19 protein-coding genes are annotated in these 22,995 nt (G+C 66.8%); 14 read left to right on the top strand and 5 right to left on the bottom strand.

Translation table 11 applies throughout. The features are described from left to right. Window positions 1-82 precede the first annotated feature (82 nt). Window positions 83-4,600, top strand: a complete 4,518-nt coding sequence (locus BMY06_RS03135; RefSeq protein ID WP_237181316.1) for an ATP-binding protein — start codon at window positions 83-85, stop codon at window positions 4,598-4,600. Between the two features lie 197 nt (window positions 4,601-4,797). On the opposite strand, the gene BMY06_RS03140 is transcribed toward BMY06_RS03135, so the two are convergent. Beyond that, entirely contained in the window at window positions 4,798-5,739 is a 942-nt protein-coding gene (locus BMY06_RS03140) for a LysR family transcriptional regulator (RefSeq protein ID WP_065063125.1), read from the bottom strand. Window positions 5,740-6,281: 542 nt separating this feature from the next. Here BMY06_RS03140 and BMY06_RS03145 point away from each other — a divergent pair. The 3 genes from BMY06_RS03145 (at window position 6,282) to BMY06_RS03155 (ending at window position 9,170) form a co-directional block, all read left to right on the top strand. Beyond that, on the top strand, window positions 6,282-7,388 hold the full coding sequence (locus BMY06_RS03145) for a porin (RefSeq protein WP_074981503.1): 1,107 nt from the start codon (window positions 6,282-6,284) through the stop codon (window positions 7,386-7,388). Between the two features lie 284 nt (window positions 7,389-7,672). Beyond that, a complete protein-coding gene (locus BMY06_RS03150; RefSeq protein ID WP_065063085.1) occupies window positions 7,673-8,107 on the top strand; it encodes a CHRD domain-containing protein in 435 nt (144 codons plus the stop codon). A 79-nt stretch (window positions 8,108-8,186) separates the two neighbouring features. Next, window positions 8,187-9,170 (top strand): alpha/beta hydrolase, encoded by a 984-nt coding sequence (locus BMY06_RS03155; protein ID WP_065063086.1) that lies wholly within the window; start codon window positions 8,187-8,189, stop codon window positions 9,168-9,170. A gap of 45 nt (window positions 9,171-9,215) precedes the next feature. Here the strand turns inward: BMY06_RS03155 and BMY06_RS03160 are convergent, their stop codons facing one another. Beyond that, a complete protein-coding gene (locus BMY06_RS03160; RefSeq protein ID WP_373681567.1) occupies window positions 9,216-10,097 on the bottom strand; it encodes an EcsC family protein in 882 nt (293 codons plus the stop codon). 196 nt (window positions 10,098-10,293) lie between these two features. Here BMY06_RS03160 and BMY06_RS03165 point away from each other — a divergent pair, with 196 nt between their 5' ends. Beyond that, window positions 10,294-11,889, top strand: coding sequence for an MDR family MFS transporter (locus tag BMY06_RS03165; protein WP_065063090.1), 1,596 nt, complete (start codon window positions 10,294-10,296; stop codon window positions 11,887-11,889). Between the two features lie 72 nt (window positions 11,890-11,961). Further along, window positions 11,962-12,414 (top strand): MarR family winged helix-turn-helix transcriptional regulator, encoded by a 453-nt coding sequence (locus tag BMY06_RS03170; RefSeq protein WP_065063092.1) that lies wholly within the window; start codon window positions 11,962-11,964, stop codon window positions 12,412-12,414. 84 nt (window positions 12,415-12,498) lie between these two features. Here BMY06_RS03170 and BMY06_RS03175 read toward each other — a convergent pair whose 3' ends face one another. Next, entirely contained in the window at window positions 12,499-13,791 is a 1,293-nt protein-coding gene (locus BMY06_RS03175; protein ID WP_065063094.1) for an amino acid deaminase, read from the bottom strand. 165 nt (window positions 13,792-13,956) lie between these two features. On the opposite strand from BMY06_RS03175, the gene BMY06_RS03180 reads away from it, so the two are divergent. From BMY06_RS03180 to BMY06_RS03190, 3 genes are all read left to right on the top strand, one after another. After that, on the top strand, window positions 13,957-14,937 hold the full coding sequence (locus BMY06_RS03180) for a MurR/RpiR family transcriptional regulator (RefSeq protein WP_074981505.1): 981 nt from the start codon (window positions 13,957-13,959) through the stop codon (window positions 14,935-14,937). Between the two features lies 1 nt (window position 14,938). Beyond that, window positions 14,939-16,429 carry an N-acyl-D-amino-acid deacylase family protein gene (locus BMY06_RS03185; protein ID WP_074981740.1) on the top strand — a complete coding sequence of 497 codons (1,491 nt, stop codon included), beginning with the start codon at window positions 14,939-14,941 and terminating at the stop codon, window positions 16,427-16,429. An 80-nt stretch (window positions 16,430-16,509) separates the two neighbouring features. Beyond that, window positions 16,510-16,899, top strand: a complete 390-nt coding sequence (locus BMY06_RS03190; RefSeq protein ID WP_065063098.1) for a RidA family protein — start codon at window positions 16,510-16,512, stop codon at window positions 16,897-16,899. A gap of 70 nt (window positions 16,900-16,969) precedes the next feature. On the opposite strand, the gene BMY06_RS03195 is transcribed toward BMY06_RS03190, so the two are convergent. Both BMY06_RS03195 and BMY06_RS03200 read right to left on the bottom strand, forming a co-directional pair. Further along, window positions 16,970-17,290, bottom strand: coding sequence for a helix-turn-helix domain-containing protein (locus BMY06_RS03195; RefSeq protein ID WP_074981507.1), 321 nt, complete (start codon window positions 17,288-17,290; stop codon window positions 16,970-16,972). Continuing rightward, window positions 17,287-17,637 (bottom strand): type II toxin-antitoxin system RelE/ParE family toxin, encoded by a 351-nt coding sequence (locus BMY06_RS03200; protein ID WP_065063101.1) that lies wholly within the window; start codon window positions 17,635-17,637, stop codon window positions 17,287-17,289. Before BMY06_RS03200 ends, BMY06_RS03195 begins: the two co-directional genes overlap by 4 nt. 498 nt (window positions 17,638-18,135) lie before the next feature. On the opposite strand from BMY06_RS03200, the gene BMY06_RS03205 reads away from it, so the two are divergent. The 5 genes from BMY06_RS03205 (at window position 18,136) to BMY06_RS03225 (ending at window position 22,970) form a co-directional block, all read left to right on the top strand. Continuing rightward, the gene (locus BMY06_RS03205) at window positions 18,136-19,140 is read left to right on the top strand and encodes an IclR family transcriptional regulator (protein ID WP_065063129.1); all 1,005 of its coding nucleotides are present in this window, start codon (window positions 18,136-18,138) and stop codon (window positions 19,138-19,140) included. A gap of 23 nt (window positions 19,141-19,163) precedes the next feature. Further along, complete coding sequence (locus BMY06_RS03210; protein WP_065063103.1) at window positions 19,164-20,192, top strand: 2-dehydro-3-deoxygalactonokinase; 1,029 nt, start codon at window positions 19,164-19,166, stop codon at window positions 20,190-20,192. 103 nt (window positions 20,193-20,295) lie between these two features. Further along, window positions 20,296-20,982, top strand: a complete 687-nt coding sequence (locus BMY06_RS03215) for a 2-dehydro-3-deoxy-6-phosphogalactonate aldolase (RefSeq protein WP_065063105.1) — start codon at window positions 20,296-20,298, stop codon at window positions 20,980-20,982. Further along, window positions 20,979-21,758 carry an SDR family oxidoreductase gene (locus BMY06_RS03220; RefSeq protein WP_065063107.1) on the top strand — a complete coding sequence of 260 codons (780 nt, stop codon included), beginning with the start codon at window positions 20,979-20,981 and terminating at the stop codon, window positions 21,756-21,758. Before BMY06_RS03215 ends, BMY06_RS03220 begins: the two co-directional genes overlap by 4 nt. A gap of 210 nt (window positions 21,759-21,968) precedes the next feature. Next, window positions 21,969-22,970 (top strand): arabinose ABC transporter substrate-binding protein, encoded by a 1,002-nt coding sequence (locus BMY06_RS03225; protein ID WP_065063109.1) that lies wholly within the window; start codon window positions 21,969-21,971, stop codon window positions 22,968-22,970. Window positions 22,971-22,995: the final 25 nt, after the last annotated feature.

The following is a 22,995-nucleotide window of genomic DNA, read 5'->3' on the forward strand; positions in this document are numbered from 1 at the left end:
AGCATTCGCCGCCCCCGCCCGAGCGCAGCAAGTCGCAAACGCGAACGCGAACAGTGTCGCCGCCGGAAGCCAGACAGCCAGCATGCCGTCACGCCTCGTCGTGGGCGTGCTGACGGGCGGCTGGCCGCCGCTCGAAGTGCTCGACGAGCATGCGCTCAGCGGCTTCAGCGCGGAGTATCTGCGTCTGCTCGTGGGGCCGTCGGTGCAACTCGTGCCGCGCGTCTATCCCGACATGAGCGCCTTGCTCGCGGGCGCATGCGCGGGCGAGGTCGACGTGATCATGAGCATCGCGCGCGTGCCGCAGCGCGAGCGCTGTCTCGCGTTCACGGTGCCCTACCTGAGCGGCGGAAGCGCGTTCGTCACGCGCGCGGGCAACGAGGCGGTCGCCACCACGGCGTCGCGGCTCGCGCACGCGCGCATCGCGGTCGAAAAAGGCTATGTGTTAGAGGCGATGCTGCGCGAGCGCTTCCCGCAAGCCACCCTCGTCACCTTCGCGAATACCGGCGCGGCGCTTCATGCCGTCGCTCACGGCGCGGCGGACGTTTATGCGGGATTCGCGCCCGTCGTGCGCTACCAGCTTTCGTTCGACGATTACGCCGGTTTGCGCGTGGCGTTCGAAGTGCGGGTCAACGTGCGCGAACTGCGCTTTGGCGTGCCGGTTTCGAAGATCGCGCTGCGCGATCGCCTGAACGTGCTGGCGAGCGGCGTGCGTCCGGCCGCCGCGACGGCGCTGCAGGCGCGCTGGCTCGACGGTCATCCGGCGGCAGGGGCAGACGACGCCCAGACGACCGGCGCGCAACGCGTGCCGCCGTTTACGCTCGACGCCCGCGAGCGCGCGTGGCTGGCGGCATTGCCGCCGCTCAAGGTGGGCTTCGATGCGGACTGGCTGCCGTTCAGCGCGATGGCTGCGCGCGACGGTGCGACGGGCATGGCCAACGATTATCTCGATTACCTGAGCCGCACGCTCGGCGTGACCTTCACGCGCGTGCCGGTCGCCAACTGGCTGGGCGTCGACGCGCCGTTCCGGCGCGGCGATTTCGCGCTGCTCGCCGCCGCAACCGACGAAGGCGTGTTGTCCGAAGGCACGCGCTACACGCAGGCCTACGAACGTTATCCGCTCGTGATCGTGGGGCGTCGCGACGAGCCGATGTCGCGCGGTCTCAAGGACTATGCGACACGCCGCGTGGTGTTGTCGCCGCATGCGCCGCCGTCTTCCTTGCTGTTCGGCAGCGCGGTGCCGGCGCAGATCGTGCGCGCGCCCACGCTCGAAGCCGGGCTCGCGCTCGTCGAGCGCAATCAGGCCGACGTGCTGATCGGCAACGCGGCGGCGCTCGACGGACCGCTGAGCGCGCGCTATCTGGAGACGCTCAAGGTGCTCGGCGCGACCGGCATCGACGCGTCGACGGCCTTCGCGGTGCGCGGCGACCTTACTCCGCTCGTCACGCTGATCGACCGCGCGCTCGACGCCATGTCGCCGTTCGAGCAGCAGCAGATCCGCAATCGCTGGACCGCCGCGGCAACTGAGCGCGGCGGCGGCTGGAGCGTGAATGCGCTGCGTCTGTTGCCGCTTCTGATCGTGTTCGGCGTGGTGCTGCTCGTTACACTGCGCGCCCATGCGCTGCTGCAGCGCGAGATGCGCCGCCGCCGGCGCGCCGAGCAGGTGCTCGCCAAACAGGTCGAGCTGCAGGACACGATGATGGAGATGATCCCGTACCCGCTCGGTGCGCGCGACCTCGACAACCGCTATCTCGCGGTAAACCGCGCCTACGAGGAGGTGACCGGGCTGTCGCGCGGCGAGGTGCTGGGCCGTACCGGCGCGACGGTGGCGGCGTGGGGTGCGGAGAACAGCGAGCGCGTCGACGACCTGTACCGCAAGGCGCTGGAGACGGGCGAGAGCCAGCGCGTCGAACTGGCCTTCGAGGGACCGGGCGCTTCCGGCGCGGCGGGCCAGTGCGCCGGGGCGGAACGCGAAAAACGCCACGGCATTTTCTGGACGCGCCTGTGCCGCGACGTGCATGACGCGCCGTTTTGCGTACTCGGCACGATGATCGACATCACCGATATCCGCCGCGCCGAAATGCGCGCGCGCGAGTCGGAGCGGTTGCTGTCGGACGTCACCGGCTCGCTGCCCGTGATCGTGTTCCAGCTGCGCCGTCATGCCGACGGACACTACGCATTCCCGTATCTCGCGGGCGACACGCAAGGGCCGCTCGGCGATTCCGCCGCCGAACTCATGCGCGCGAACGCGCTCGATCTGTCGCGCGTGGACAGCCGCGACCGCGCGCGGCTCGCGGCGAAGCTCGAACGGTCGGCGCGGCGGCTCGCGCCGGTCAACACCGAGTTTCGTTTCGAGTGCACGCCCGCCCCGCTGTGGGTGCGCGCGGAATTCGTGCCGCGCCGCGTCGAAAACGGCGCGGTCGTCTGGAGCGGCTATGCGGTGGATGCGAGCGTCGAACACGCGCGCGCCGACGAGCTGGCCCGCGCGCGCGATCTCGCCGAGGCGGCCTCGCGCGCCAAGGACGACTTCCTCGCCATGATGAGCCACGAGATCCGCACGCCCATGAACGGCGTGCTCGGCCTCGTGGAGGTGCTCGAACGCACGCCGCTGAATCCGGATCAGCATCAGATGGTGGGCATGGTGCACGAATCGGCGGGCGCGCTGCTGCAGATCCTCGACGACCTGCTCGATTATTCGAAAATCCAGGCGGGGCGGCTGGTGATCGACTCGGAGCCGTTCGACGTGCGTGAGCTGGTCGACAACGCCGTTGGGCTGCTCGCCGGCCGCGCGCACGAGAAAGGGCTGCGCATGCGCGTGGACGTCGAACCCGGCGTGGCGGCGCAGCTACGCGGCGACAGCGGGCGCCTGCGTCAGATTCTCTTCAATCTGCTCAGCAATGCGATCAAATTCACGCCGCACGGCGAGGTGAGCGTGGGCGTGGCGGCGCAGAACCTCGCGCACGCCGCCGACGCGCCCGCGCGCCAGCGCGTGACGCTGTCGGTCTCCGACACCGGCATCGGCATCGCGCCGCAGGCTCAGGCGCAACTCTTCGAGCCGTTCGTGCAGGCCGAAACCTCCACCACGCGGCGCTTCGGCGGCACGGGTCTGGGCCTGACGATCTGCCGCAAGCTCGCGGCGCTGATGGACGGCACGCTCGAATTGCAGAGCGAACTGGGTCGCGGTACGCGCCTCGCACTGCATATCGATCTGCCGGTCGAAACGCTCGCCGTGCAGGCGAACGGTGTGCGCGGCAAGCGCGCGCTGGTGGTCTGCGACGATGGCGGCGTGGCGGGCGCGTTGATGCATTTCGGCGTGTCGCTCGGCATGGAGATGACGCGTCTGGAGCCCGGCGCGCGTCCGCTGCGGGCGCTGCGCACGATGGTCAAACGCGGCGGCGTCGATCTCGTGTTCGCGTCGGAAGCGCTGGCGGGCGCGCTGGAGGGGCAGGGCGTGCCGCTGCTGCGTCTGACGGAAAATCCCAAGCCGAGCGGCTATCGCGTGGCGGAGAACGGCGTGCGCGTCAGTATTAATCCGCTTTCGTGGCGTGGGCTGAGCGCGGCGTGTGCGATGGCGCTCTCGGGGCTGCCGAACGTCGCGGTGCGCCCGGCCGACGCGTCGGAAAGCGGACTCGCCGCGCCCGATCGCGAGAAGGAGCGCGCGGCGGGCCGCCTGATCCTCGTGGCCGAAGATCATCCGGTCAACCAGGAATTGATCCGTCATCAGCTCGCGCTGCTCGGCTTCGCGTGCGATGTGGTCGACGACGGCGCACAGGCGCTCGAGGCGCTGGCGAGCGAGCGCTACGGCTGCCTCATCACCGACTGTCATATGCCGAACGTCTCGGGCTACGACCTCGCGCGCCGCGTGCGCGAACTCGAAGGCGAGCGCGGGGGCCGGGGAGAACGCGGGGGAGAAGGCGGCCGGGAAGGAAGCCGAAAGACAGCCGATGCACCCGCGAGTGCCGCCGCCCGCTTGCCGATTCTCGGCATCACCGCCAACACCGCACCGGAAAATGTGCGCCTGTGCTACGAGGCGGGCATGGACGATTGCCTCATCAAGCCCACGCGCGTCGCGACGCTGCGCGAGCATCTCGCGCGCTGGTTCGGCGCGGAGGGCGTGCATCGCGCGGCGGAGGCGTCGGCGGAGCGCGGCGCTGCCTGTCCGCATCGCGCGCAGCGCGACGATTGCGCCGGCTGCGCCACAAGCGCGGAATGCCAGGTCTCGGCCGCCGACTCGGGGGCAACGGGATCAGGAACGCGCGAGCTGGAACCGCTCGACCTCGCGCACATGATTCAGGTGTGGGGCAGCGAAGCGACGGTGAAGACGTTGCTCGCTTCGTTCGTGAGCGCCGTGCGCGACGATCTGGACGCGCTGCCGCCGCTGCTCGAAGACGTGGATATCGCGGGCTTGCGCGACTGGCATCACCGGCTCGCGGGCGCGGTGGGCGTGCTGCAATATCCGGCGCTGCTTGCGGTGCTCGAAACGTATCGCCGTCACATGAACAGTCACACAGCGGAGCAATTGCGCGAAGAGGGCTTCGAGTTGATTCGCACTTGCCATGCGCTGCTCGACAACATCGAGCAGCAGGCGGCGCTATTGGCCTAAGTATTTTCTGTCAGTCGAATGGCGCGAAACTGACAGAACTGCCAGAAAGGAATGCGAACAGTCGTGCGGGCGCACGCAGTATAAAAAAAACGCGGCCGAAGCCGCGTTCAAGCTTGGAGACCCTTCGATGAAGAGTCACTTCTCGCATCGGGAAGCTTAGTCCGCGTGCCGATAAAAATCGAGATAAAAACGGTCAATTAACTATTACACGAAGTGTCGATAATCGTCTGACGCGGCGACTCGTGCCGCCGGAACCACTCGACCGTGAAATCGACGAACGAGCGTGTTTTTGCGGGCACGTGACGGCGGCCCGGATAGACGAGCGACAGCTCCTTGTCGGCGTCGCGGATCTCATAGCCGTCGAGCACGCGCACGAGCGCACCCTGCGCGAGGTCGGCGGCCACCTGGCTGGCGGGCAGGATCGTGATGCCCATGCCCGCGAGCGCCGCCTGACGCAACATCGCCGAATTGTTGACCGCGTAGGCGGGTTCGATCATCACGGGCTCGCGCGCGCCGCCGGGCGTGGCGAAGTGCCACTCGTTGCCATGAATGTCGGCGGACGGCGCGAGCAGCGTGTGGCGCGCGAGATCGGCGGGACGCGCGGGCGCGCGATGTCGATCGAGATAGTCGGGCGACGCCACGGCGACCGGCGCGATGGTGACGAGCGGCCGGCGGATCAGCGTGCCGCCGCTCACCTGGCGCGGCGCGACGATGCCCGCGTCGAAACCTTCCTCGATCAGATCAACGGGCCGATGCAGCAGCGTGAGCGCGAGCCGCACGTGCGCAAACTCGGCGAGGTACTGCTTGAGCAGGGGCGTGAGGCCGTGCAGCGCGAACGACGCGTGCGCGACCACCCGCAACGTGCCCGACGGCACCGAGACGCCGTGCGCGATCTGCGTTTCGACGCGCTCGAGATCTTCGAGCAGATGGCGGCACGCCTGCGAATACGCGCTGCCGGCCTCGGTCAGCGATACGCTGCGCGTGTTGCGGTTGATGAGGCGCGTATCGAGATGGGCTTCGAGCAGCGCCACGTAGCGCGTCACGACCGCGTTCGAGAGATTGAGACTCGCGGCTGCGCGCCCGAACGAGCCGTGTTCGGCAACGCTGACGAATACGCGCATTGCCTGCAATTGATTCATGTTCTTCGGTCGCATCGACGTGAGCGCGTGTGGAGTGGACCGCGTAAAGGAGGCGGAAAATATAAAAATGAATAAGCGGTAAAAGCGTTAAATTCCGTTTTGCATTCGACGAATAAAAGTAGTGGGGCGAAACGAAATCGAAGGCGGGAATTTACACGGTGTCTGCCGGATAGTACCGATCGAAACCGGCCCATGAAAATGAGACTGCTCCGAATCTTTGCTGCGTCGAGCTGGCAGCGTGTTGTCTATCGGCAACGTTATATCGGGATAATGTTTCGCACAATGCGCGCCCACGAAAAATAGAGATAAAGCGTGCGCATTGCCACTCAAGCGATTGCAGGGTTAACGCGTGCAATCATTCGACATTGTCGAAAATGCTTTTGCTCGATGCCGGGATGGCTGCTTTAAAACGCACGCCCATAAACTTCGGTTTGCATATCAATGCGGCGCCACACTCGCGGCGCGAGGGATCTGGCGAGGCCGGCACCTTGCCCGGCGGCGACATCCACTTTTGCCGAAAGGCTTTGCATCGAAGGAAGCATATGAAAAAGCATCTGGTAATCGCAGCGGCAGTCGCTGCGACGTTCGCATCGGCGTCGTACGCGCAAAGCAGCGTCACGCTGTACGGTATCGTCGACGCGGGCTTCACGTACACGACGAACATCGGCGGCGAACGCAATTACGCCATGACGAGCGGCAACGTCCAGGCAAGCCGTTGGGGCCTGCGCGGCGTTGAAGATCTGGGTGGCGGCCTGAAGGCAGTCTTCAACCTCGAAAGCGGCTTCGACGTGATGAACGGCAAGCAGAACGGCGGCCTGTTCAATCGCCAGTCGTTCGTGGGTCTCTCGCAAGCGCAGTTCGGCACGGTCACGTTCGGCCGTCAGTTCGACTCGGTGGTCGACTACGTCGGCCCGCTGATGGCAGTCGGCACGTGGGGCGGCACCTACATGGCGCACGTCATGGACAACGACAACGGCAACGGCTCGTTCTCGCTGAACAACTCGATCAAGTACACGAGCGCGAACTACTCGGGCTTCCAGTTCGGCGGCACGTACGCCTTCTCGAACCAGGCCGGCGGCTTCGCGAACAACCGCGCGTACAGCGCGGGTGCGAGCTACCAGAACGCCGGTCTGCGCGTTGGCGCGGCCTACCTGCAGGCGCAGGGCATGGACCGCAACGGCAACGGCGCGGTCGTCGGCGACCCGCTGGGCGCGAACGAGCGTCAGCGCACCTGGGGTGCCGGCGCGAGCTACACGTACGGTCCGGTGGTCGGCGGCGTGGTGTTCACGCAAACGCGTCTGAACAACTTCACGGCCGACAAGTCGGTTCGCTTCAACAACATCGAAGGCAACGTGCGCTACAACCTGACGCCGGCACTCGGCATCGGCGCGATGTACACGTACACGAACGCGAACGGCGACGGCGTCGACAACGGCACCGGTAGCCGCTCGGTGCACTGGCATCAGTTCGGCCTTCAGGCCGACTACGCGCTCTCGAAGCGCACCGACATCTACCTCGAAGGCGTCGGCCTGTGGGGTTCGGGCCAGAACGCTGTGGGCCTGACGCAAGTTGGCTACACGTCGGACGGTGGTGTCTCGTCGTCGAAGAACCAAGGCATCATCACGACGGGTATCCGTCACCGCTTCTAAAAAGCATGAACCGCGCGATCCGGGTCCCGGCCGGATCGCGCGATCGTTGCACAACAAGTTGGGTAGGCAATCAAGTCGTACTTGGGTTGGAGAGCGTCGCTTGCGGCGCTCTTTTTTTTCGCCCGCTGCTTTCATCGGGCTTTCCGCTTCACGGGGTGGAATGCGGCATGCTGCAATCGGAATCCGACGTCGTTGTCGGATTTGCTCTAGCATGTGCCTACACGCACGCGCGCGGCCATCGCAAACGGTCTGGTGCGCTGCGTCACAACAAACGGAGAACTCCCATGAAAGCGCTTCGTCCGCTGCAGTTTGCTCTCGCACTGTGTGTCCTTGCCTCCAGCGCCGCCTTCGCCGACACCGTCGCGCTCAAGGCCGATCTCGAACCCTCCAGTGAAGTGCCGCCGCGCGTGAGCAAGGGCCACGGCATGCTCAACGCGACCTTCGACACGTCGACAAAAGCGCTCAACTGGACCATCACCTACGAAGGTCTGACGACGCCGGTCACGGCCGCGCACTTTCACGGTCCTGCGCCCGTCGGCCAGAATGCCGGCGTGCAGGTGCCGATTCCGAAGGGTGAACTGGCGAGCCCGATCAAGGGTTCGGCGACGCTCAACGACAAGCAGGTCACCGATCTGATGGCCGGCCAGTGGTACTTCAACGTGCATACGCAGCAGAATCCGTCCGGCGAGATCCGCGGCCAGGTGCTGCCCGCGAACTGAGCGGCCTTGAAGCGTTCACCGCCAGGGAGCCCATGACCCCATCGACGAGTCGTTCAGGCGGCGCACGGGAATCCGCGCGATGAGCCTGCAAAACAAGCTGATCTGCTGGGGGCTGCGCCGCCGCTTTCTGCCCGAAACGCGCAAGCCGGTCGACGTGGCGCGCACCCGCGCGCTCACGGAAAAGCGCGTCTGGCTGCCGCCGGTGCCGAAGGGCTGGCAGCTTTACGCGCAGCCCGAACAGCGCGAACAAGGTCAAGGCGGCGCCGACGAACCGTCCGTGCGCGGTGAATGGCTGGTGCGCGAGGGCGGGGCGCCGCGCACGATTCTCTATCTGCATGGCGGCGGCTACTACTTCTGTTCGCCGCGCACGCATCGCGCGATTACGTTCGGGCTCGCCACGCGCGCCGATGCCGATGTTTTCTCGCTCGACTATCGCCTCGCGCCCGAGCATCCGTTTCCCGCCGCGCTCGACGATGCGCTGGCTGCCTACCGGCGCCTGCTCGATGAGGGCGCGCCGGCTGCGTCGCTGGTGATCGCGGGCGATTCGGCAGGCGGCGGACTCGCGCTCGCCACGCTGGTCGCCTTGCGCGATGCCGGCGATCCGTTGCCGGGCGGCGCGCTGCTTTATTCACCGTGGACCGATCTGGCGTGCACAGGCGCGTCGATCCGCGCGAACGATGGCCGCGATCCGATGTTCTGCGGCGACGTCTTCGCGCGTATCGCGTCGATGTATCTGGGCGCAACGCGTGCAACGCATCCCTATGTGTCGCCGCTTTACGCCGATTTTCATGGCTTGCCGCCGCTCTTTCTTCTCGCGGGCAGCACCGAAACGCTGCTCGACGACACCTTGCGCGTCGCCGAGCGTGCGCGCGCCGCGGGCGTGAGCGTCGAGTGCGAGATCGGGCGCGATCTGCCGCATATCTGGCCGATCTACGCGCCGTTCATGCCGGAGGCGCGGCGCGCGCTCGATGCCTCCGCGCGTTTCGTGAAGCAGGTCAGCGCCGCCGACGTCACCGCGCGGGCGCGCAAGGCCGCCGCGTTGCCGACGCAAACCGTCGCGTGACGCAGGTGCGCGCGGGATTGCGCGACGCGGTTGCGTGCAGCGCGCTCATTCCAGCGCGAGATCGATCGCGTCGTAGGCCGCATGGATCGCGGCTTCGCCGTATTTGCGCTCCAGTCGCCGCACGGTGAAGTGACCGTGCGCGACGTTCTGGAAGTGGTCGATGAACACCGTGTTGACCATCGCGCCCAACACCGCGCCGATGGCCGGAATCGATTTCGCGGCCACTTGCTCGCTGACCTGCACGGAAAAGCGCGTGGCGACCGTCTGCATGAGCTTGAGCAGCGCGGTCGAGCCATGTGCGGCGAAGCCCTTCGTCGCCATTTCCGATGACGCCTTCGAGACCGCCTGCGCCAGCGCGCCGCGCACGATGAAGTAGCCGAAGTCGGCTTCGTCGTCGGCGGCGGAGCGGCCGCCCATGCCGAACACCGTCAGACATTGCAATTGCGTGTCGGCGTTCGCAAGTTGCTCGCCTTCGCTGCGCGCGATATCGCAGATCGAGCGGAACATCAGCGTAGTTGTGACGGGCAATTCGACCGGCAGCGCGAACAGGCCGAACGCGCCGCCCGCCGCGCCCGTGGTCGCGACGGCGAACTTGTGCAGCAGGTTGCTGGGTTTCGATACGACCTGCGCCGCCGCGCCGTTCGGGCCGCCGCCGTTCGGGCCGCTATTCAAGCCGACGCTCGTCAGCGCGCCTTCGCCCTGCTTGCCGAGCGTCTTGAGCGCGATCTGCAGACATTTGCGCAAGGCGGCCTGGGTGGCGTCGTTGACCTTGTCGTTGGCCATGGCAGGCAGCTTCGCGATCAGCTTTTCGACCGGCGCGCCGACGATGGCGGCCAGCTTCATGCCCAGCGGCGGCGTTTCGAGTTCGTGCTTCGCGCGCTTGAGCGCGGCGAGATCGACGTCGGACAAATCGGCAAAATTGGACAAATTAGTATTTGGCCCCATAAATCTCCCGATGAAAGCGGCGTGGCGCGACGGATTGAGCGCGCCGGGAAAACACCCGGCAACACGCAAAAAGCGTGCGCCTCGTCGAGCCAAACCGTCCATTAGACGCCCAGTGTAGAGGATCGCACCATGCTATGATTCGTAATCTTTGACGCGTCAAACGTTGCGGGATCAAAAAATGGCCGTTCATACCGCCGCCCACCATTCCAGCGGGCAGGTGCTGCCGTTCCGCGAGTCGCTGCTCGCCATGCTCGGCGTCTCGTTCGTGACCATGCTGGTCGCGCTCGATCAGACCGTCGTCGGCACCGCGCTGCCGACCATCGTCGCCGACCTGCGCGGCTTCGAGCTTTACGCGTGGGTCGCCACGTCCTATCTGCTCACCTCGGTTGTCACCGTCCCCATTTTCGGCCGGCTCGGCGATTACTACGGGCGCAAACCCTTCGTGATCGCGTCGATCGTCGTCTTCACGGCGGCCTCGGTGCTCTGCGGCGCGGCCAACAGCATGTTGTTCCTCGTGATCGCGCGAGGCCTGCAAGGCATCGGCGGCGGCATGCTCGTGGGCACCGCGTTCGCCTGCATTCCCGATCTCTTTCCCGATTCGGTCGTGCGTCTGCGCTGGCAGGTGCTGATGAGTTCGGCGTTCGGCATCGCCAACGCGGTTGGGCCGTCGCTCGGCGGTTTTCTCACGCAGTACTACGGCTGGCGTTCGGTGTTCTACGTGAACCTGCCGGTCGGCCTGCTTTCGCTGTACTTCGTCTGGCGTTTCCTGCCGCATCTGCGCCAGGTCGCGCACACCGGACGCATGCGGCTCGACTGGCCCGGCGCGCTGCTGATCGCCGTGACGCTCGGCTGCCTGCAACTGTTCGTCGAACGTCTGCCCGAGCATGGCGTGACGTTCGGCGCGCTCGGCCTGCTCGCGCTCGCCGTCGCGGCGGCGTGGGCGCTGTGGCAATGGGAGCGGCGCTGCCCGCAGGCGATTCTGCCCGTCGACATGTTCCGCAACGCGAGCCTCAATGCGCTGTTCACGCTCGCCGTGCTCGGCGGCTTCACGATGTTCTCGCTGTTGTTCTACGCGCCGCTGCTGTTCCAGGGCGGCTTCGGCATGTCGCCGAACGAGGCGGGCGTCGTCATCACGCCGCTGGTGGTGTTCATCACGATCGGCAGCATTGCGAACGGGCGCATCGTCTCGCGCATCCGCAATCCGAATCTGATGCTCTACATCGGCTTCGCGATGCTCGCGATCGCCTGTTTCGCGGTCGCGCTCGCGACGCGCTCCATGCCGCGCGGGCTGCTGATGACGTTCATGATCGTCGGCGGCCTCGGGCTCGGTTTCGTGATGCCGAATCTCACGGTGTTCGCGCAGCAGACGGCGGGCCGCGAGCATCTGGGCATCGCCACGGCGCTGCTGCAATCGCTGCGCATGATCGGCGGGATGATCGGCACGGCGCTGACCGGCACGATGGTCACGCAGCTCTACGCGAGCGGCGTGCAAAAATCGCTCGCGGCCGATCAGGCGACGCACTGGCTGCCGCAACTCGCCGATCCGCAGATTCTGGTGAATCGCGACGCGCAGACCGCGCTGATTGGCGAACTCGCCAAGGCCGGGCACAATGGCGCGCCGCTGCTCGAAGCCGCGCGCGAGGCGCTGGTGGGCGCGATCCATCTGGGCATCGCGCTGGCGGCGCTGGTCGCGCTCGTCTCGCTATGGCAGACGCGGCGCGTGCCGCTCATCAAGCTTCAGCGCAAGGTCGAGCCCGTGATTCACGCGGACTGATGGCGGGTGTTTGCCGCGTCTTTTATCAACACCGCCCAACCCCGCTTTAACCGCCAGGCAGGATTTTTCAGCATGGAAACTCAGGACCGCATCGCCATCGTTCAGCAGTTCGGACGCACTTATCGCGCTTTCATGTCGGCGTTCGAGGCGCAGGTGGGGCATCCGCTGCCGCGCTGGCGCATCCTGCTCGCGCTGCACGACCAGAACGGCGAGTCGTCGCAGAAGCGGCTTGTCGAGCGTCTGCGCGTGGACCCGGGCGCGCTCACGCGTCAGTTGAAGCCGCTCGAAGCGCTTGGCTGGATCGCGCGCAGCGCCGATGAGCGCGACAACCGCATCACCAATGTGAAGCTCACGGCCGCCGGGCGCGAGGTGATCGAAGCGGGCTTGCCGCGCCGCAATGCGTTTCTGAACCAGACGATGTCGCTGCCCGACGACGCGCTCACCGCGCTGTCGGGCGCGTTGAAGATGATGGAAGAGCGGATCGGCGTCGCGGCGATGCAGGCGGGTGCTCAGGACGGGGCATGAACGCCGTTTAACGCACGCGCAAAAAATTCAGGCGGCGGCGCACACTGTGCGACCGCCGCCTTGTTACATCCGGACGCGGAAAACTCAGAAGAACGTTTCGATCACTTCGGTCACGCGATACTGGCCGTCCACCATCAGCAACTGGCGCCACTTGTCGAACGTGAGACACGGGTGCGAGATGTCGAAGCCGATCATGTCGCCGACCTGAATGTCCGCGCCCGCCGGAATCTGCAGATACGCGTGCTGATCCATCATCTGAAACACTTCCCAGCCTTCGCTCGCGGCGATCTCGCGCGGCGCGCCCGTCACCTCGCCGTCGCGTGACGGACGATAGTGGCGCGTGGCTTCCGGAAAGCCCGCGTCGAAGGCGGCGTCGCGCTTGCCGAAGCCGATGATCGCGCGGCCCGGCTCCGGAATCGACTGCACATAAGCCCACAGTTGCAGCGCGGGCAGCAGCGCCACGCCCATTTCGCGCGCGACCGGATTGCGCGTGAGGATCTGCGATTGCGCCTGCTTGTAGACGCCCACGTCGTGCGTGAGATAGCAGCCGGGGCGCAGCACCACGTCGATTGTGCCCGCCTGGCTGGCCTGCGCGAATTCTTCGGCGACCACGTCGTACCACGCCGAACCCGCGCCCGAGAGCAGCGCGGGCGAGCGCGAGAAGCGGCCCGCGGCGGCGAGTTCCTCGGTCACGTTGAGCGCGTCGCGCAGGAAGGTGCGCACTTCGCTTTCTTCCTTGAGGATGCCTTCGTAGATCTCGACGCCCGCGAGTTGCAGCGAATCGGGATAGCGCGCGATGGCTTCGAGCACGGCGCGGCGCGTGTCGGCGTCGCGCACGCCGGTGCGCCCGCGCGGCACGCCGAGTTCGAGCAGCAGGTTCAGCGTGCGGCGCGAGGCGCGGAAGAATTCGCCGAGCTGTTCGACGCCCGCGACCGAATCGACGAGACAGAAGAACTCGAACTCCGGATCGCTGAGCAGTTCGGCGATGATCGCCATGTTGCGGCGGCCCACGAGCTGGTTGGCCATCAGCACGCGCGTGACGCCGCCGCGATACGCGGCGCGCGTCTGATGCGCCGTGGCGAGCGTGATGCCCCACGCGCCGGTTTCGAGCTGGCGGCGGAACAGTTGCGGCGCCATCGTGGTCTTGCCGTGCGGCGCGAGCTTCACGCCGTAGCGCGTGACGAAGTCCTGCATCCACTTCAGATTGTGTTCGACGCGGTCCGCATACAGAACGGCGGCCGGCAGGCTCACGTCTTCGGCGAGCAGATTCCATTCGAGACGGCCCGCGTCCTGCAACGGCACGCTCGCGCCGGGCACGTTGCCGAGGCCCTTGCTGTTCGGGTCGATCGTCGCACTCTGATAGTTTGTAACTTTCATCTCGGTTCGCTCCATATTCTCTATTGCGCCTGATATTGCGGTACAGACAGGTTCGCCGTTGACTCGGTGATAGTACACAAAGTACCATCGCTTCGTGAATTGTTATTTACTAACACGGCGCTTTCGCCGTTCCCCTCCGTTCCGTCCGCTTACGTCCTGCCCGCCATGAATTCTGCCGCCGAACCGGGCCGCTTCGACATCGTCGCGCGCATCGCGCAATGCGTGCCGGATCTGCGTCCCGCCGAGCGCGACGTCGCCGCCCTGATTCTCGACGATCTCGCCAGCGCCGCGCGCGCGAGCATCGGCGAACTGGCTCGGCGCGCGGGCGTGAGCATCGCGACCGTCACGCGCTTCGCCAAGGCCGTCGGCTGCCACGACGTGCGCGAACTCAAACTGCGCCTCGCCCAGGCGGCTGCCGTGGGCGAGCGATTCCTGCGCGGCGCGGCCGGGCAGGGCGAGCCTGCGAAGGCAAAGCGCGCCAAGGGCGCCAAAGGCGCCAGGCGCGATGCCAGCAAAGCCAATGCCACACCCGACGCAGACGCACCGCTCGCTACCCGGGTTTACGGCGAGATTCACGCCGCACTCGAGCAGAATCACGAATTGCTGCGCCAGGCGCCGTTCGCCGAGGCCGCCGCCGCGCTCGCGCAGGCCCGCATGATCTATGTGTTCGGCATGGGCGGCGGCTCCAGCGCGCTCGCCGACGAAATGCGCTTTCGCCTCGTACGCCTTGGACGCCCCGTCGCCTCATACCAGGATAGCCTGTTGCAGCGGATGGTGGCGAGCACGCTCGCGCCCGATTGCGTGGTCGTCGCGTTGTCGCTAACAGGACGCGTGCCCGAACTGCTCGACGCGTGCCGCATCGCGCGCGACTACGGCGCGAAGCTGATCGCCGTGACCGCGCCCGCGTCGCCGCTGGCCGCGCTCGCCGATTGGCTCGTGCCGATCGTCGCGAGCGAGACCGACTTTATTTACAAGCCGTCGTCGTCGCGTTACGCGATGCTGATGGCGCTCGACGTGCTCGTGACCGAACTCGCGCTCGCGCAGCCCGAGTCCAGCCGCGAATTGCTGCGCCGCATGAAGCACACGCTCGATGCGCATCGCGGCACCGCCGGGCGCGGCGGCGAGCGCCAGCCACTGGGAGACTGACATGCATTCGCACCCCGAAGCCGCCGATACGCTGATCGTCGGCGCAATGCTGTATGACGGCACGGGCGCGCCGCCCGTCGAACGCGACGTGGCGTTGCGCGACGGACGCATCGTCGCCATCGGCAATCTGTCGAACTGGCTCGCCGAAGAAGTGATCGAGGCGAACGGGCGCGCGCTCGCGCCGGGTTTCATCGACGTGCACACGCACGACGACACCCACGTGATCCGCTCGCCGCAGATGCTGCCGAAGATCAGTCAGGGCGTGACGACAGTAGTGGTCGGCAATTGCGGCATCAGCGCCGCGCCGGTCGCGCTCAAGGGCGATCCGCCCGATCCGATGAACCTGCTCGGCGCGCGCGAGGCGTTCGCGTATCCGACCTTCGCCGCGTATGTCGCCGCCGTGAACGCGGCGAAGCCCGCCGTGAACGTGGGCGCGCTGATCGGCCATACGGCGCTGCGCAACAATCATCTGGATAACCTCAAGCGCGCGGCGACCCGTGACGAAGTCGCGGCCATGCGCGCGCAACTCGAAGAAGCGCTCGCGAATGGCGCGCTCGGCTTGTCGACGGGTCTTGCGTACGGCTCCGCGTACGAAGCCTCGACCGAGGAAGTCGCCACGCTCGCCGAGCCGCTCGCCGCCGCGGGCGCGCTCTACACCACGCATATGCGTACGGAATTCGACGCAATTCTCGACGCGATGGAGGAGGCGTATCACATCGGCAAGCACGCGCGCGTGCCGGTGGTGATCTCGCATCTGAAATGCGCCGGGCCGTCGAACTGGGGGCGCAGCGCGGAAGTGCTCGCGTCGCTCGACGGCGCGCGCAAGTATCAGCCGGTGGGCTGCGATTGCTATCCGTACAGCCGCAGTTCGTCGACGCTCGACCTCAAGCAGGTGACGGGCGACATCGACATCACGATCACGTGGTCCACGCCACATCCCGAGCAGGCGGGCAAGCTGATCAAGGACATCGCCGCCGAATGGGGCGTCTCGCAGCAGGAGGCGGGCAAGCGCCTGCAACCGGCGGGCGCGGTCTATCACAACATGTCGGAGGACGACGTGCGCCGCATCCTTTCGCATCCCGCGACGATGGTGGGCTCCGATGGTTTGCCGAACGATCCGCTGCCGCATCCGCGCTTGTGGGGCGCGTTTCCGCGCGTGCTCGGCCACTACGCGCGCGACGAGCAGTTGCTGCCGCTCGAAGAGGCGGTGCGCAAGATGACGGGTTTGTCGGCGCGGCGATACGGCCTCGCGCAGCGCGGCGAGGTGCACGTGGGCTGGCACGCCGACCTCGTGCTGTTCGATCCCGCGAAGGTGCGCGACGCCGCGACCTTCGACAAGCCGCAGCAGGTGGCCGAGGGCATCGACGCGGTATGGGTGAACGGCGTGCTGTCATACCGCGACGGCCAGCCGACCGGCGAGCGCGCCGGGCATTTCGTGGCGCGCGGTCCGCGCGAGGCGAGTGCGAACACCAGCGCCAACGTGGCTTTTTAAGCCGATTCAATGTCGACACGCGGCGCGGCGCAGGACGACGCGCGCCGCACGATCTCAAAGCGATCTCAAAGGAGCAAACGATGAAACGATATGGAGTGGAAGGCGGCAAGGGCCAGGGCGGTCAACATCTGCCGTTCGCGCGCGCGGTGGAAGCCGACGGCTGGCTCTACGTCTCGGGCCAGACGCCGATGGAAAACGGCGAGGTGATCAACGGCGGCATCGTCGAGCAGTCGCACAAGACGATCCAGAACGTGTTCGCCATCCTCAAGGAAGCGGGTTACGGCCCGGAGCACGTGGTGCGCTGCGGCGTCTGGCTCGACGACGCGCGCGACTTCCAGTCGTTCAACAAGGTGTTCCGCGAGTACTTCGGCGATCATCCGCCCGCGCGCGCCTGCGTGCAGTCGAGCATGGTGATCGACTGCAAGGTGGAAGTGGACTGCGTGGCGTATAAGGCGCCGGCTGGGAAGTAAGGCGCTTGCCTGGTTCAAGCGCGCTGGCGCTCTGGCTGTGGCAGGCGAAAAGCGAAAGACGGTTGTCCGGTTAGCGGGCGGCCGTTTTTTTATTGTCGTGGCCATCGCGCGGCGTGCGCCGCGAAATGCGCAGCTCCACTTTCATGCCCGCGGCCACGGCCATGTTGATGAGCGAGTCGAGCGAGAACAGGTCGATCTTGCCGCGCACGAGGTCGGACACGCGCGGTTGCGTGACGCCGAAGATCTTCGCGGCCTGTGCCTGGCTCAGCGCGTTCTCTTTGATGTACTCCTCGAGTGCGATCATGAGGTCGCAGCGCAGCGTCATGTTTTGCGCCGCTTCGGGCGTGGCTTCGAGCGCATCCCAGACGCTGTCGAACGTTTCGATTTTCATGCTTCGGGCTCCGGTTTGAGGGCGGCGCGGTAGCGCTGCCGGGCAAGCGAAAGGTCGCTGAACGACGTTTTTTCCGTTTTCTTCGCGAAACAGTGCAGCACGTGAACGGTGTGACGAATGTTCGCCACGTAGAGCACGCGAAACGCGCCGCGCACGTCGCGCAGGCGAATTTCCCGCGCGCCGGGCGCGACCGGATTCATGGGCTTCCAGTCGTGCGGGTCGAGGCCGTGCTGCACGCGGCGCAGCTGACGCCCGGCTTCGATACGCGCCTTTTCAGGAAAGCGCTTCAGGTCGGCCAGTGCGCCGCCGCAGAATTCGAGCGGTTTGACATCGGTAACTTTATACAAAATCTTATATCTCCTCCAGAGGACTGAGCGCCGATTCCGGCCCGATGCGCACCGGGCCTGACATCGCTCAAGTCTCTGGATCGCCGCCGGATCGCGCCCCCGATTCCATCAAGCGCGTCCGCAGCGTTGGCCGTCCGGCCAGGGGGTCGGATATCCCAATATCTGAACGCCCCAATCACATATTGGAGATCGCGGAAAAACCGCCCTACAATCCAACCCATCCGACAGGGCGCGCCCAGCAATGGCAAAACAGGCGCACCCGACGCAGTCGGCACCACTCAAGACAAAGCCCGGCGGCGGCGCGCAGCGTCCGTCCAGCCAGGCGAAAACCGGAGACGTTTGCCATGTTCCAGCCTGCGGAAAACGCGGCCACTCGCCGTGCGTCCACGCACCGGGCGCCGCCTTGCGCCCGAGCGCATCGCCCCTCACCGAACCATGGCCCGCGCGCCGTCGTCTGACGCCGCGCGCTCTCCCCACGTCCATCTGATCGACCTCGCCATGAATAAAGCGATGTCCCCGACGCTCGCCGAACGCCTCGCCGCCGCTTCGAACGGCCAGGCCGCGCCCGAAGCCGCCGCCGCCCATGCCGCGCACGCCGTGCACGCCGCCCAGCGCGCTGTGTCGTCCGCGTCGGCATCTGCGTCTTCCACGAAAGCCCGCTCCGGCGGCGATGAAATCCTCGGTCTGCCGGGCGCGCTGCTCGACGGCTCGACGCAAGCCGGCACGCAGACGCTGCTGCGCGGCCTCGCGATCCTCGAAGCGGCCGCCGCCGGCGTGCGCGATCTGCGTTCGTTCGGCGCGGTGCTCGGCACGACGCGCAGCACCACGCACCGCCTCGTGTCGAGCCTCGTGCAGGCGCGCTATCTGCGTCAGGTGCAGGGCGGCTATCTGCTCGGCCCAAAGCTGATCGAACTCGGCACCATCGCGCTCGAACAGATGCCGCTCACGGCGGTCGCGCGCACGCATCTCGAAGCGCTCGCCGACGCCACGCTCGACACGATCCACATGGGCGTGCGCGACGGCGACGACGTGCTCTACATCGACAAGATCCCCGGCCAGCGCGGGCTCGAAATGCGCTCGCGCGTCGGTCACCGGATGCCGCTCGCGTCGACCGGCATCGGCAAGGCGATGATGCTCGACCTCCCGCCGCAGTCGTGGCGCGATCTGTTCGAAGCGTCGCGCCGCACGCTCGCGGGCGTGAGCTTCCGCCCCGATCACAGCCTCGACCCGGACACCTTCATCAAGCGCATGGCCACCTATTCGGCGGGCGGCTACACGTTCGATCTGGAGGAGAACGAAGTGTCGATCCGCTGCGTGGCCGCGCCCGTGCGCGACGCGTCGGGTGCGATCGTCGCGGCGCTCTCGGTGGCGAGCACGATTCCCTATATGCCGCTCGAACGCATGGACGAATTGATTCCGGTCGTGCAGCGCGAAGCGCGCGCGATCTCGCAGGAACTCGGCTGGCGCGCGCCGCAACCCGCTACGCGCAGGATTCGCCGATGACAGGCCGCACCACACAAGAACACATGGAACAGGGCAAGGACACCCGCGCCGCGGCGCAGCCGGGCACGCGCCAGGCCGCGTTGATCGCGCTCGATTGGGGAACGACTTCGCTGCGCGCGTATCTGTTCGATGCGGCGGGCGAGGTGCTCGACACGCGCGTTTCGACGGCGGGCATCATGAATCTGCCGGTGCCGGCGGAAGAGGGCGGCTTCGACGCCGCCTTCGACGAAGCCTGCGGTGTCTGGCTCGCGCAAACGCCGGCGCTGCCGGTGCTGGCGGCCGGCATGGTCGGCAGCGCGCAAGGCTGGCTGCAGGCGCCTTACGTGGAAACGCCCGCGGGCGAGGACGCGCTGGTGGGCGGCATCGTCAAGGTGCGCGCGGCGTGCGGCGTGGACGTAGCCGTGGTGCCCGGCGTGCTCGAACCGGGTGCGCTGCCCAACGTGATGCGCGGCGAGGAAACGCAGATCTTCGGCGCATTGAGCGCGCAACCCGCAAGCGACGCCGACGACGACAGCGCCGCCGGCACGCAAGCCGCGCTGATCGGCCTGCCCGGCACGCACGCGAAATGGGCCGTGGTGGAAGGCGCGCGCATCGCGCGTTTCTACACCTTCATGACGGGCGAGGTCTATGCGGCGCTTTCGGCGCACACGATTCTCGGCCGCACGATGAAGCGTCCGGCCGCGCCCGATACGGCAGCGTTTTTGCGCGGCGTGAGCGTCGCGCGCGAACACGGCAGCGCGGGCCTGCTCGCCACGGCGTTCAGCACGCGCACGCTCGGTCTCACCGAACAACTGGCGCCCGACGAGCAGCCCGATTACCTCTCGGGCCTCGTGATCGGCCATGAACTCGCGGGACTCGAAGCGGTGCTGGCGCGCCGCGACGTCGCGCTGGCCGCCTGCGCGCCGCAACTGATCGGCGCCGATGCGCTGTGCGAGCGCTACAAGCTCGCGCTCGCGCAGTTCGGCTGCACCGGCGCGCATCTCGTGCGCCATGCGACCGAGCGCGGCTTGTGGCGCATCGCGGTGCGCGCGGGCCTCGTGTCCGCGAGCTGATCGACGCGACGCACGACGCCATCGCACGCCGATACGTAGACAGATACGCAAGCAACGCAACATCGAGCAACGTCAAGCACCGAACACACGAACAGGACCCGTCATGCAACCCGAACTGAACCTGCCCGCTCCCTACACGCCGCACGCGGGCTTCGTGGCCGCGTTCGCCGCGTGCCGCATGGTCGCGATCGTGCGCGGCATCAAGCCCGCCGAAGCCGCCGAACATGGCCGCGCGATCTATGAAGCGGGTTTCCGGATCATCGAGGTGCCGCTGAATTCGCCGTCGCCGCTGGAGAGCATCGCCGCGCTGCGCGCCACGCTGCCGGCGGATGCGCTGATCGGCGCGGGCACCGTGCTCACGACCGAGCGCGTGCGCGACGTGAAAGCCGCGGGCGGCGAACTGATCGTGATGCCGCACGCCGACACCGACGTGATCCTCGCCGCGAAGCTGCAAGGTCTCGCGTGCGTGCCGGGCGTCGCCACGCCGACCGAAGCGTTCGCCGCGCTCAAGCACGGCGCGGACGGCCTCAAGATGTTCCCCGCCGAACAACTCGGCCCCGACGTCACGAAGGCGTGGCGCGCGGTGATTCCGGCGATCGTGCCGCTGCTGCCCGTGGGCGGCGTGAAGCCCGACAACATGGGCCCGCAACTCGCGGCGGGCGCGAGCGGCTTCGGCCTCGGCTCGGCGCTCTACAAGCCGGGCCAGGACGTGGCGGCCACGCGCGCCAACGCGCTCGCGTTCATCGCGGGCTGGCGCGAAACCGCCAAGGCGCAGGGAGCAAAGGCATGAATCGTCTCGCGGGCAAGGTTGCGCTCGTGACCGGCGCCGGACGCGGCATTGGCGCGGCGATCGCGCGCGCGTTCGTCGCCGAGGGCGCGGCCGTCGTGCTCGCGGAGCTGGATCTGGACACGGCGCAGGCCACGGCCAAAGACATCGCCGCTGCATACGCGAACGCGCGCGTGCTCGCCGTCAAAACCGACGTCACGCAATCGGCCTCGGTCCAGTCGGCCGTGAGCGAAGCGGAGCGCACGTTCGGTCCCGTCGACGTGCTCGTGAACAACGCCGGCATCAACGTGTTCGCCGATCCGCTGACGATGACCGACGACGACTGGCGCCGTTGTTTCGCCGTCGACCTCGACGGCGTCTGGAACGGATGCCGCGCCGTGCTGCCAGGCATGGTCGAGCGCCGCGCGGGCAGCATCGTCAACATCGCCTCGACACACGCGTTTCAGATCATTCCGGGCTGCTTCCCGTATCCGGTCGCCAAGCACGGCGTGATCGGCCTCACGCGTGCGCTCGGCATCGAATACGCGCCGAAGAACGTGCGCGTGAACGCGATCGCGCCTGGTTACATCGAGACGCAACTGACGCACGACTGGTGGAACGCGCAGCCCGATCCCGACGCGGCGCGCCGCGCGACGCTCGAACTGCCGCCGATGAAGCGCATCGGCAAGCCCGAGGAAGTGGCGATGACGGCCGTGTTTCTAGCGTCCGACGAAGCGCCGTTCATCAACGCGAGCTGCATCACCATCGACGGCGGGCGCACGGCGCTGCATCACGAATGAATCCGCAGTAACGAATCCGCAGTAACGCAGTAACGACGAACAAAAAAAGCAATAACGAAGAAGAGAAGGCAGCAGTAAAAAAACGCAGCACGAAGGCAAAAAGAAAAACGCAGGACATTCGCCGCAGCGCTGGCCGCGCGCGCGAGCGGACGGACGAAAACAAGCGGCCGCTACCCTTCCCGTGACTGAAGAAGACAGGAGACTGACACCATGCAACGCAGGATTTTCCTCACGCTGATCGCCGCCGCGACCACGGCCGTGCTCGCTCATATGCCCGTCGCGCAAGCCGCCGATCCGGTCAAGATCGGCTTTCTCGTGAAGCAGCCCGAAGAACCCTGGTTCCAGGACGAATGGAAGTTCGCGGAAGCGGCCGCGAAGGAAAAGGGCTTCACGCTGGTGAAGATCGGCGCGCCCTCGGGCGAAAAGGTGATGAGCGCGATCGACAACCTGGCTGCGCAAAAGGCCCAGGGCTTCATCATCTGCACGCCTGACGTGAAGCTCGGACCTGGCATCGTCGCCAAGGCCAAGGCCGACGGCCTCAAGATGATGACGGTCGACGACCGCCTCGTCGACGGCGCGGGCAAGCCGATCGAGTCGGTGCCGCACATGGGCATTTCGGCCTACAACATCGGCAAGCAGGTCGGTGACGGCATCGCCGCCGAAATCAAGAAGCGCGGCTGGGACATGAAGGACGTCGGCGCGATCGACGTGACCTACGAGCAGCTGCCGACGGCGCACGACCGCACGGCCGGCGCGACCGACGCACTGGTGGCCGCGGGCTTCCCGAAGGCGAACATCATCGCCGCGCCGCAAGCCAAGACCGACACGGAAAACGCCTTCAACGCCGCCAACATCGCGCTGACGAAGAACCCGCAGTTCAAGCACTGGGTCGCTTACGGCCTGAACGACGAAGCCGTGCTCGGCGCCGTGCGCGCAGCGGAAGGCCGCGGCTTCAAGGCCGACAACATGATCGGCATCGGCATCGGCGGTTCGGATTCGGCGCTCAACGAGTTCAAGAAGCCGCAGCCGACGGGCTTCTACGGCACCGTCATCATCAGCCCGAAGCGTCACGGCGAGGAAACCTCGGAACTGATGTACGCGTGGATCACGCAAGGCAAGGAACCGCCGAAGCTCACGCTGACGACCGGCATGCTGGCCACGCGCGACAACGTGGAAAGCGTGCGTCAGCAGATGGGTCTCGCGTCGAAGTAAGCGCCTGATCGTAGGGTTTTGAGGT

The sequence above is a fragment of the Paraburkholderia tropica genome, from assembly GCF_900109265.1.
Taxonomy (GTDB): Bacteria; Pseudomonadota; Gammaproteobacteria; order Burkholderiales; family Burkholderiaceae; genus Paraburkholderia; species Paraburkholderia tropica.